Source organism: uncultured Selenomonas sp. (assembly GCA_905372355.1).
Taxonomy (GTDB): Bacteria; Bacillota; Negativicutes; order Selenomonadales; family Selenomonadaceae; genus Selenomonas.
Window position 1 is genome coordinate 161827 of sequence record CAJPOT010000003.1, and the last position, 11565, is coordinate 173391.

The window sequence follows — 11565 nt, forward strand, 5'->3', positions numbered from 1 at the left end:
TCATGCACCTCCCGCTTCCGTCATCTGCCGCACCTCTTGCGCCGAATAGACCTTGAAACTGTTCTGCGGCAGGGCATGATAAAGCGCCTGTGTATAGGGATGCTGCAGCTCTCTGCCGTCGCCGCAAAATGCAGCGGCCGGAACCCTGTCCACGGTTCGGCCTTCATAGAAAACGGCAACCGTGTCGGCAACTTCGACGGCGAGATCGATGTCGTGCGTGATGAGCAGAATGCCCTTTCCCGCATCGGCAAGCTCGCGCAGAAGCTGCAATGCCTCGACGGCGCTCTTGATATCCATGCCGGGCGTCGGTTCATCCGCGATGATGAGAGCGGCGTCCGTGATGACCGCCGTAGAAAAGAGGACGCGCCGCGCCATGCCGCCCGAAAGCTGAAACGGATACAGGCGCTGAACCTTTTCCTCCAAATGCAGACGCCGGAAGGTCGCCGCCATATCGACAGGCGAACCGTAGAGCCCGCATACCTCTTTGCCGACGCGCATGAGCGGGTCGAGGTATGTCACAGACTGCGGGATCAACGCCAGCTCCCGTCCGCGCAGCTCTTCCTGACGCGCCGCATCAAGCACGGTCCCGCGATAGATCATCTCGCCACTCGTCACGGCGTTGTACGGAAGGATGCCGAGCAGGGCATGCGCCAAAAGGCTCTTGCCCGAACCGCTTGCGCCGACGACGGCAAGGATTTCTCCTGCGCCTAGGCACAGATTGACATCGTACATCCCTGCCACCAGTGTATGCTTCAGTGCGCTCTGATACATGCGAAACGACACGGACAGATTCTTTACTTCGAGAAGTTCTTGTCCCATAAAGCCTCCTATTCCTGTCCGGACTGTGGGTCGAGAAGATCGCGCAGCGCTTCGCCGAGACGATCAAAAATCAGCACGACGAGCAGCAGCAAGAAGCCCGGGAAAAATGCCAGCCACCACATGCCGAGCGCCAGATAGCGCATGGACTCCGCCAGGATGATGCCGATCGCCGGCATATCGAGCGGCAGGCCGTAGCCGAGGAAGCTGATGGCTGCCTCATGCATGATCGCATGCGGAAAGAGCAAAACAAGCCCGATGATGTACTGCGGCGCAACGTGCGGCACAAAATGCCTCCGCGCGATGGAAAACCACGAGCAGCCATACTGACGTGCCGCCAGAACATAGGGCTGCGAGCGCAGCTGCATGACTTCCGCACGGATGACACGCGTCAAACGCGGCCAATGCGTGACGATGACGCCGATGGATACGCCGAGGATTCCGCCGCCCATCATCACCGAAATCATGAGGATGAGGAGGATGTGCGGAATTCCCATGCAGAGATCGACGAGCCAAAGAACGAAGCGATCCACCTTGCCGCCGAATGCCGCCGACAACGTTCCGAGGATGAGCGCGATGCAGGAGCTGAAAAACGCGGCGGCAAAACCGATCTGCAGACTGATCGACATGCCCTTGACGGAGCGCAGAAACATGTCGCGCCCCATGTTGTCCGTACCGAACGGATGAAGGACGGACGGCGCAAGATTTTTCTGTCCGAAGTCGACCGCATAGGAACTCTCATCCATCGTCGTACCCCAGAGGAGCAGTCCCAAAATGAACAGGGTCGCAAACACGGCAAAGATGAGCCGGCGCTGACGGACACTTAGACCGCTTTGCGCGAGGGGAAGCGCCTTGTTCATGACATCCCCCTCCCCTCGCGCAGCTGCGGATCCACAATCCCATATAGAATGTTGGCGATGAGATTGCCGACAAAGATAAAGATTGCACTGAAGACCGCAATGCCAAGCAGCAGTGCAAGATCGCCGCGCAGCCCCGCCAGCGTGACCGTACTGCCCAGTCCCGGGTAGGAGAACACCGTCTCCGCGAGAATGGCGCCGCCGAACAGCTCATTGAAGGACGCGAACTGCAAGGTGATCGCAGGCAGCAGGATGTTACGCAAACCATGCCGCCGCACGCGCTGCCAAAGATTCTCGCCGCGCGCCTCGGCAAAGAGCATGTAGTTCGTCCCCATCACCTCGATCATCTTTTCACGCGTCTGCAGCGTGATGGAAGAAATCCCCGTGACGCTGAGCGTCAGCGCCGGCAGGATCAGATGATGGATCTGCTCCGCCAGCGTGACTTCCTCGTTCAGCTTCCCTATGGGCGCGGCAAGCGCCAGCGGGAACCACTGCAGCTTGACCGCGAAGACCATGAGGAACAAAAGGCCGAGCCAGAACACCGGCACGGAGACGCACAGCAGGGAAAACCCCTGGATCGCCTTGTCCAGGCGGCTGCCGCGGTACATTCCCGCGAGAACGCCGAGCACGAAGCCGACCGCACCGGAGAGCGTCCACGCCGTCATCATGAGAAGCAGCGTCAGACGGAATTTCTCCCCGATGACTTCCAGTACGGGCGCACGATAGATGAACGACGTGCCGAAATCACCGTGCAGAATATTCCCCGCCCAAAGCAGAAAGCGCTCCAGCGGCGGCTTGTCAAAGCCCCAATAGGCGGCGACGAGCGCATGCTGCTCCGCCGATGCCGCCTTATTGATGAAGTACGCGTCGATGGGGTCGATGGGCGAATTGGCGAGCAGGATAAAACTGATGACGCTCACCGCAGCCAGGAGGAGCACAAGCCGAAAAAGATTGCCTCCCAGAAAGTATACGATTCTCTTATCCATTTACTTCCACTGCCATTCGTCAAGAGTTACAAGGATTCCCATGCCTTGCCCGCGCTCACCTGCCCGCATTTTCCCGAGGTCGAGCCGCTCGTTGACGAAATACGGCACCTGAACCGTCGCAATCCAGATATAGGGCAGGTCGGCCTTCGGTCCCGTCACGCCGTCCCACTGCGCCGCCTTGAACTCACGCAGCGCTTCCTCGTCCGAGGTTGCAGCGAGCGCCCGGTCAATATGCGCATCGACCGTCGGGTTGCGGTAGATTGCAGGATTGTTGATGACATTCACGCCGATCTGCGAGGAGTGGAAATAATTGTAGATCGTTTGCGGCGTATAGTCGCCGCCCGCCCATACCGTCGGGATGTTGCGCGCTATCTTACGGGCTTCCGACCATGGCGTCGACTTTGCGATGATGTTGATGCCGAGCTTCTTCGCATCCTGTGCAAGCGCCACCGCTGTATTGTAGCGCTGCAGGTCATTGGAACGGCCATTGATGACGAATTCCGCCTTCTGACCGTTCTTCTCGCGAATGCCGTCGCCGTCCGTATCCACCCAGCCCGCAGCCTCAAGGATCTTCACTGCTTCGTCCACGCGGTTGTCCGATTCCTGCAAATCGTTATTCGCCCAAGAAAGAGCTTCCGCAAAATTCATCGTCGGCTTTCCGAAGCCGCCGAGCGCATTCTCGATGATCGTCTTGCGGTCGATGCCGATGTTCAGTGCCTGGCGGATGGCAGGATCGCTCGTCACATTGTTGCCGACCAGCATGCCGTTTTCGTCATGCTCCGGCTCCTGCGGCATATTGACGCAGAAGCTGTCGATGGTGTCCATCAGCACCAATTTCATATTCGGCACGCTTGCCGCCGCAAATTCGGGCGGTGCAAAGACGAGATCGACCTGTCCGGACTGCGCTGCTGCAAGCACAGCATCATCGCCCAGATTCAGCGCCGTCACCTTTTTCAGCTTCGGCTTTTCTCCGTAATAATATTCGTTCGGCTCCATCACAAGCTGCTGTTCCTTTTGGAACGAGACGACCTTCCAGGGACCGCTGCCGACCGGCGCCGTCGCATACCCTTCTTTATAGGCGTGCTTCGGCACAATGCCGAGGGATGCCGCCGTTTCGAGGAAAACAGACCACGGGCGTGACAGCTTGAACTCCACCTGCGTCGGGGACAGGGCGCGCACCGACTCCATCGCGGTCAGATCCACGGCGCTGGCCGCCTTCTTCGCCGTTTCGTAGGTAAAGACGACATCCTCTGCCGTCAGCGGCTGACCGTCAGAGAATTTCGCATCATCCCGGATCGTAAAGGTATATTTCAGCCCGTCCTCTGAACGCTCAACGTTTGTAGCCAGCTCCTTGATGAGCTGATTCTTTTCATCATGTCCCATCAATGCGCTGTGGAACGGATCCGGTCCCCAGAGCCCCCATCCCATCGTCGGATCGAAACCCTCGCCTACCATATACTTGCCGACCGAGATCACGATTTCACCCTTCTCTGCGCGCTCGTTTTTCGCCTGATCCGTGCCTCCGCAGCCGACGGTGAGAATCATCATCGCCGCCAGCAGAAACATACAAAACTTCTTCACTTTCATGCCTCCTCGCATCCATAACACTGAATACTCATAATATCTCTTCCTGTAATGCTCCATCATTCTACGCCTTCCATCCACCTCCTTCCATCGCTTTCGCTCAGACATATAAAAAGCCTCTTTGCTAAAGAGCAAAAAGGCGCACGAAACACAAGCCACGCCTTCCTGTCTCTCGCAGGAATAATAACAGCGCTCCGAGCGGGCAGTTCTTCTGGCTCTGCATCCTCATCTTCCTCGCCTTCCCAGTTTCCCAGTGGCATCATGAGGTCGACTCTGCATTACAGCTGCGGGACAGCACAGGTTTTTCACCTGCTTCTCTATTGAGCGCAACGCGCACCCGATCGGCAAAATATGAAGTTGTTTTCGGATTCAGCCTACCATAGAACGAACAATGTGTCAATGGGCGTTGAGGAGCTGAAATGCCCATTGCTTACAGCTTTTTGCGTTCCTTCGCCTTCTGCAAGAGCAGCGCCGCCTCTTCAAATGCGTCGGGCAGGTACGCTTCCTCCCATTCGCGCCCGCGCTTCTCCCATGCCTTGATCGCCGTCCACTCCGTCAGAGACTTGCCCGCCGCATCCTTGACAGGCTCGCCAAACACATGCGGATGGCGGCGCACCATCTTTTCTGCAGCGGCTCTCGCTGCATCCTCCAACGTGAACAGTCCCTCTTCTTCGGCAAGCTGCGCATGAAAGATCACTTGCAGCAGAAGGTCTCCAAGCTCCTCACGCAGGTTTTCCGCCCTTCCCGTCTCCTTCAGGATATTGATGCCGCAGAGCACCTCGACTGCTTCCTCTATGCAGCCTGGCTTGATGCTCTCATGCGTCTGCTTCCGATCCCATGGGCAGCCATGTTCGGAGCGCAGCGTACGCACAATATCCTGCAATCGCTCAACGTATGTCATAAGTCCTCCTCGTATCTATCAAAATCCGTCTCTCTCCTCATGAGCAAAACCCCGCCGCACCATATGTGCAGCGGGGCAAAAGCGATCCCTCAAAGCCGATCGGCAAGCTTCTCTACACCCACACGCTCGGCATGACGCGGCGAGGGCGCAGCATCCTCGGCAGGATAGCCGACGGGGAAGATCGCCACAAGCTCATAATCCGCCATCTCGGGGAAAAACTCCTTGAGCTTCGGCGCATCGAAATGCGCTACCCACGTCGTCCCAAGTCCCAAGTCTTCAATCGCCAGCATCATATGTGTCGCCGCAATGCTCGCATCGACATCGGCGAAGTTTTTCTTGTCAAAGGGACGTACCCAAGCATCATCCGCCTTGCTGCCCACAACAAAGGCGACGGGTGCGCCGAAGATGAAGGATGTCGTCTGTGAAACCTTCTCCATCGCCTCAGCGCTCTCAAGAAGCCAGATATGAAGCGGCTGATTGTTGTGGGCGGTCGGCGCTAGATTCCCCGCCTCCAAAATCTTTTGCAGCTTCTCCTCCTCCACGGGCTGCGCCGAAAGCTTGCGGCAAGAATAGCGCTTTTTCGCCAAATCAAGAAACGACATAAAGAACTCCTCCTCTACGAAAAATGCACATCCATAATCTTTGATATATTCTAGCATAACTTCCCAAGAGGTCAAGGCGCAGACCGATCGGCTAATTTCCCCTCCGTCCTCCGCCAACCTCTTGCATTTCATGCCACGCCTTCGCCCTCGCGATAAAATCTGCGAGCACCTGCTCGGAGAGACGCGGTTCTTCCTTTTTTTGCTGCTCTGTTGGAACATCCTTGATTTTTTGATAAAGCGCCGTCTCGTGCGCAAAGCGTCCTTCGCGTCGCGCTTTCACCATCGCGAGGGACGTTTCCGCCGACTCCGCATATTGAGCGAAGAGCTGGAGCTGCGGCAGGCATTCGGCAAGAGTTTCCGGTGGAAGCTTCTCCTTCAACTGCTTGGCAGCACGCTTCAGGCGATGAAATTCCTTTGCGAGAGATTCCGCTTCCTTGTCGACCCTTTCCCCACGCTCCACCTTTTGCCAGAAAGCTTCCATCTGCTCTTTCAGCAAAGGCGCATCGAGTGCGCCCGTATGTGCCCAATCCTTTTCCATGCGGCGCGAATGAAGCGCGAAAAGTTCCATCGCTCCCGCCAAGCCGCCGTATTGCTCACGGATGGCGGTATGCCAAGCTCTTTCCGCATCATACGAGGCGGGCGAAGAGAGCCACTCTGCGCCCGTAGCCAAGGCGATGCGCGAAAGATAGGGTTTTTCCATCGGATTCATCAAGAAGACGGGCGCACGCTCCGCCACAGTTTCATCCAATCCCTGTATGGGGCCAAGCGCGAGTTTGCCCGGCAAGTAATCCGTCACTGGATAGTTCCACCAGATGCCGAGCGTCCGCCCATAAAGGCGCTCAGCCTCCGTCATATCTTCGGCGCTTATGCCTTCGGGCACGACGCCTTCTCCTGTGAACAGAACGACGATATCGTCATCGAGCTGTGCGGCAAATTCACGCGTGTAGGGCTTCGCCACGCCAGCAGTCTCCATATCTTGCAGAAAATATTCCGTCGGCACGACAAACAGTGGCTTTTCCGTGAGGTGACGTGCTAAAAGCTCCTCATTCAGGCGGTTCACGAAAAGTGCCTGCGCCCTGCCGTCCTTGTGCTCAATATCGTCGAAGAATATGGCGAAGCGCTCTACGCCCATCTCATGAACAGATTCCAGCTTTCGCAGCATAGTCTTTTCATCCGCCTCGCCCGCCCAACCCGAAAAGCGCTGGTCAAGTCCCGGCGATACAGCGAAGACCAACTCCACGCCCGAAGTCCGCGCCTCGGCGGCAAGGCGCTTCAGCGCGAGCATCTCCTGCGACGGATACGGCTCACGCCACTTCTCGCGATGGTACGGATCGTCCTTCGGCGCGTAGACGTAGAGATTCATGCCGTGTTCGCCCAAGAAGTGCAGCATCATGCGCCGCTCGGCCTCCGTCCACGGTCTGCCGTAGAAGCCCTCGACGACGCCGCTCTCCGGCCTTAGACCTTGTGCTATCCAAGTATTTGCGCCCTGCGTCGAAGCGGAAGCAGCATTCTCCGAAAAAACGGCGGCGCTGCAGAAAAGCGCCGCCAAGAGCAATGTCAGGAAGATTCTCATTTCACTTCAAGAGCCGCCTTCACGAAATCACGGAACAGCGGATGCGGATGGTTCGGACGCGATTTCAGCTCGGGATGGAACTGCGAGCCGACGAACCACGGATGGTTCTTGACCTCGACGATCTCGACAAGGCTGTCGTCGGGCAGCGTTCCCGCAACGGCAAGCCCCGCCCCCTCAAGCTCGGTACGAAAATCGTTGTTGAACTCGTAGCGGTGGCGATGGCGCTCGCTGATTTCTTCCTCCGCGTAAGCGGCAAGGCTCTTCGAGCCTTCCCGAAGCTTGCACGGGTAAGCCCCCAAGCGCATTGTCCCCCCCTTGTCCTCGACGTCCTTCTGCGAGAGCATGAGGTCGATGACGGGATGCTTCGTCTCGTGATTGAATTCCGTCGAATGAGCGTCTGTCATGCCGCAGACGTGACGCGCAAACTCGATGACGGCGCACTGCATGCCGAGGCACAGTCCGAGGAACGGAATCGCGTTCTCACGCGCGTACTGCACGGCGCGAATCTTGCCCTCGACGCCGCGGTCGCCGAAGCCGCCCGGCACGAGTATTCCCTTGCACCCTGCAAAGACCTCGCTGAGCTCGACGTCCGCCGCCTCGATCGCCTCCGAATTGACCCATGCGATCTTGACGTCCGTATCGTTCGCGATGCCCGCATGGTGCAGCGCCTCCGTCACCGACATGTAGGCGTCGGGCAGATCCACATACTTGCCGACGACGGCGACCTTGACTTTCTTCGCGGGATGCTTGATCTTGAAAACCATCTTCTCCCACTCTTCCATGTTCGCAGGGCTGTAATCCATGTGGAGCTTTTCGAGCACAATCTTGTCGAGGCCTTCCTTCGCCATCATCAGAGGAACCTCGTAAATCGTCGGCGCCGTGAGGTTTTCAATGACGGCGCTCTTGTCCACATCGCAGAAGAGAGCAAGCTTTTCCTTCATATCGCTCGAAATCTCTTTTTCCGCGCGGCAGACAAGGATGTCGGGCTGAATGCCGATGCCGCGAAGTTCCTTGACGCTGTGCTGCGTCGGCTTCGTCTTCAGTTCGCCTGCCGCCGCAATGTACGGCACGAGCGTCACATGGATGTAGAGCACATCGTAGCGTCCAACCTCTTTCTTGACTTGGCGGATCGCTTCGAGAAACGGCAGGCTCTCGATATCGCCTACCGTGCCGCCTATTTCCGTGATGACGACGTCGGCGCCGTCAGCGGCCGCAACATCATAGACGCGCTGCTTGATCTCATTCGTGATGTGCGGGATGACCTGCACCGTCTTGCCCAGATAGTCGCCACGCCGCTCCTTCGTCAGCACGTTGTTATAAACCTTGCCCGCCGTGATATTGGAGTTTTTCGTGAGGTTGATATCGATGAAGCGCTCATAGTGTCCGAGATCGAGATCCGTCTCCGCGCCATCGTCCGTAACGAACACCTCGCCGTGCTGGTATGGACTCATCGTGCCGGGGTCGATGTTGATATATGGATCGAACTTCTGGATCGTGACCTTGATGCCGCGATTCTTCAAGAGCCGCCCCAAGGAAGCAGCCGTGATGCCCTTGCCGAGGGACGAAACGACGCCGCCCGTAACGAAAATATACTTTGCCATTTTTTCCTCCTGCCCTGTTTCCGGCATATCCTGCGAAAAAGATCGACTTCACCTGCAGTCTCGGCCAAATGCTCTGCCAAGCTGCATCCACAAAAGCCTTATTCCTCCTGTATGCCCTCCAAGAGCTTTTCGCGGCGGCGCGACGTCTTGGGACTGGAAGAAGCGCCCGCGCGCGAGGCATGCGTGCGCTTCACCTCAGGCGGATTCCACTCCGTCAGTCCCCATTTCCCCTCTCCCTCATAATGAAAACGACTGTCCATGTTGATCAGCGTGTAGACCTCCGAAATCGCATGAGAAAGCGACTGCACAGGTTTTCGCTTCTTGTCGATGACCTCCATGACGAGATCCTTGTAGTACATCGCTTCGTTCTTTTCACTCAAAATGTCATGCGCCACATCCGTCTCCGAGCGCTTCGCGTAATCCGTATTTTCCAAAATCATGACCTCCTGCTTCCTGTCACATCTTCTCCGGCGCGGAAATGCCGAGAATCCCCAGAGCATGGCGCAGAACATTCCTCGCGACCGCCACAAGCGCCAAGCGTGCGCCCGAGAGCGCAGGCTCCACGCCTACGATGCGACACTTGTTGTAAAAGCTGTGGAACAGCCCCGCCGTATCGTAAGCGAAACGCGCGATGCGGTGCGGCGCACGTTCTCTCGCTGCACGCTCGATCTCTTCCGCATATTCCTCGATCTTCTTGATCAAGGCGATTTCCGTCTCATCGACGAGCCGCGAAAACTCGGGTGCGTCGCCCGTCTCGATTCCAGCGTCGGCCGCCTGGCGGAAGATGCTCGAAATGCGTGCGTGCGCATACTGGATATAGTAGACGGGATTCTCGTTGGAATGCGACTTCGCAAGGTCGAGATCGAAGTCGAGTTGACTGTCCAGTGAGCGCATGAGGAAGAAGTAGCGCGCTGCGTCCGTACCGACCTCCTCGATGAGCTCTTCGAGAGTCACGCTCTCGCCCGTGCGCTTCGACATCTTCACGAGTTCGCCGCCGCGATACAGGCTGACCATCTGCAGGAGGAGCACTTCCAACTGCTCGGGTGCATAGCCAAGTGCCGCGAGCGCCGCCTTGACGCGGCAGACATAGCCGTGATGGTCTGCCCCCCAGATGTTGATGAGATGGCCGAAGCCGCGCTCCAACTTGTTCCGATGGTAGGCGATATCCGCTGCAAGGTATGTCGGCACGCCGTTGTCACGTATGACGACGCGATCCTTGTCGTCACCGTAATCCGTCGAGCGCAGCCACAGGGCACCGTCCTTGTCGTAGACCTTTCCCTTCTCCTTGAGCGTCTGACAAGCGTCGCGCACGGCCTCGGGATGGAGCGTGCGCTCGCTGAACCATTCGTCGAACGTCACGTTGAACGCGGCGAGATCCTCCTTCAGCTGTGCAAGCTTTTCCTTCAAAGCGAATTCCTTGAAGGCGGCGAGGCGCTGTTCCTCGCTCAGCGAGAGATACTTCTCGCCATCCGCTTCCACGATGCGCTTCGCCGTGTCAACGATATCTGCGCCGTGGTAGCCGTTTTCGGGAAAGACCGTCTCCTTGCCCAGCAGTTCCAAGTAGCGCGCGTTGACCGATGCCGCGAGGTTGTCGATCTGATTGCCCGCGTCATTGATGTAGTATTCGCTGTGAACGGGATAGCCGGCCGCTCGCAGAAGATTGACGAGTGCGCTGCCGACCGCTGCGCCGCGTCCGTGCCCGACGTGCAGCAGGCCTGTCGGATTCGCGCTCACATATTCGACCATGATGCGCGCCGTATCTTTCTGCGGCAGATTGAAACACGCCTCGCCCCCTTCGTATAGATGACGAAGCAGATCATAGAGCACATTGCCCTTGAGATAGAAATTGATGAAGCCCGGCCCTGCGATCTCCGCATGATCGAGCCAGTCACCCTCGATGCGCGACACAAGCTCCTCGGCAATCTTCTTCGGATTCATGCGAAAGACGCGCGCCGACTGCATAGCGAAGTTCGTTGCAAAATCACCAAACTTTTTGTCCGGCGGCACTTCGAGCAGGATGTCGGCAAGTTCTCCTGCCGGAAACACGCCGTCGGCAATCGCCTTTTGCGCCGCCTGCCGAATGGCTGCGCTCAACTGTTCCTTGATGTCCAAAAAAATCCTCCTAATCTTCTCCGTGAAAAGGCGTCTCAGTTCAGCTTCTGCAGTTCCGACACATCCGCCTCAACCTCGATGTGCAGTTCGTTCGCCGACTGCCATTCGCCGTTGATGTGCATGTCGTAGGAGACATCGATCCGACCTGAAACGGAACCGTAGGCGATGTCGAGACGCTGCGTCGCAACGCAGAGGTCGAGATCGCCGAAGGGCGTGCGGTAGCGGCTGCGGCTCTCGCTCTGCGGTGAGAAGCGCTGCTTCTGCTCGACGGCGCCGCGCCGCGTCAGCGTCAGGGAATCTGCCGCGACCTTAAGCATCGTCGAGGCGGGCGCGCCTTCGGCAAGGGATGTGTCCTCATAGATGATGTAGTGCTTGCCGTTGCGAAAGTAATGTTCGCCCATGGCCGTCATCTCTATGCGGCTGACATCGCCTGCCGCATCCTTCTGCTCTCCCGTGACTTTTACGATCACCCTGTTCACGCTGTCTCTCCTCTTCCCGTCGATTCTTAAATCCAAGTATAAAGGCTACCATGT

Annotated in this window: 11 protein-coding genes and 1 riboswitch; all 11 genes read right to left on the minus strand. The window is 57.6% G+C overall.

Going from position 1 to position 11565, the window contains the following annotated elements; genetic code table 11:
• Positions 1-819, minus strand: a complete 819-nt coding sequence (locus QZ177_RS02775; protein ID WP_294175457.1) for an ATP-binding cassette domain-containing protein — start codon at positions 817-819, stop codon at positions 1-3.
• Positions 820-827: 8 nt separating this feature from the next.
• A complete protein-coding gene (locus QZ177_RS02780; RefSeq protein ID WP_294175458.1) occupies positions 828-1676 on the minus strand; it encodes an ABC transporter permease in 849 nt (282 codons plus the stop codon).
• A complete protein-coding gene (locus QZ177_RS02785) occupies positions 1673-2659 on the minus strand; it encodes an ABC transporter permease (RefSeq protein WP_294175459.1) in 987 nt (328 codons plus the stop codon). The genes QZ177_RS02780 and QZ177_RS02785 overlap by 4 nt, the downstream gene beginning before the upstream one ends.
• Positions 2660-4246, minus strand: a complete 1587-nt coding sequence (locus QZ177_RS02790) for an ABC transporter substrate-binding protein (RefSeq protein ID WP_294175460.1) — start codon at positions 4244-4246, stop codon at positions 2660-2662.
• A gap of 180 nt (positions 4247-4426) precedes the next feature.
• A riboswitch (cobalamin riboswitch) is annotated at positions 4427-4599 on the minus strand.
• Positions 4600-4673: 74 nt separating this feature from the next.
• Positions 4674-5144, minus strand: a complete 471-nt coding sequence (locus QZ177_RS02795; protein WP_294175461.1) for a MazG nucleotide pyrophosphohydrolase domain-containing protein — start codon at positions 5142-5144, stop codon at positions 4674-4676.
• An 89-nt stretch (positions 5145-5233) separates the two neighbouring features.
• Positions 5234-5746 carry a nitroreductase family protein gene (locus tag QZ177_RS02800; protein WP_265071691.1) on the minus strand — a complete coding sequence of 171 codons (513 nt, stop codon included), beginning with the start codon at positions 5744-5746 and terminating at the stop codon, positions 5234-5236.
• Between the two features lie 91 nt (positions 5747-5837).
• The gene (locus tag QZ177_RS02805; RefSeq protein WP_294175462.1) at positions 5838-7319 is read right to left on the minus strand and encodes a protein O-GlcNAcase; all 1482 of its coding nucleotides are present in this window, start codon (positions 7317-7319) and stop codon (positions 5838-5840) included.
• On the minus strand, positions 7316-8920 hold the full coding sequence (locus tag QZ177_RS02810; RefSeq protein WP_294175463.1) for a CTP synthase: 1605 nt from the start codon (positions 8918-8920) through the stop codon (positions 7316-7318). The genes QZ177_RS02805 and QZ177_RS02810 overlap by 4 nt, the downstream gene beginning before the upstream one ends.
• 98 nt (positions 8921-9018) lie before the next feature.
• Positions 9019-9360, minus strand: a complete 342-nt coding sequence (gene rpoE, locus QZ177_RS02815; protein WP_265071694.1) for a DNA-directed RNA polymerase subunit delta — start codon at positions 9358-9360, stop codon at positions 9019-9021.
• A 16-nt stretch (positions 9361-9376) separates the two neighbouring features.
• Complete coding sequence (gene argS / locus QZ177_RS02820) at positions 9377-11032, minus strand: arginine--tRNA ligase (RefSeq protein WP_265071695.1); 1656 nt, start codon at positions 11030-11032, stop codon at positions 9377-9379.
• Between the two features lie 35 nt (positions 11033-11067).
• Positions 11068-11511, minus strand: a complete 444-nt coding sequence (locus QZ177_RS02825) for a DUF1934 domain-containing protein (RefSeq protein ID WP_265071696.1) — start codon at positions 11509-11511, stop codon at positions 11068-11070.
• Between the last annotated feature and the right edge of the window lie 54 nt (positions 11512-11565).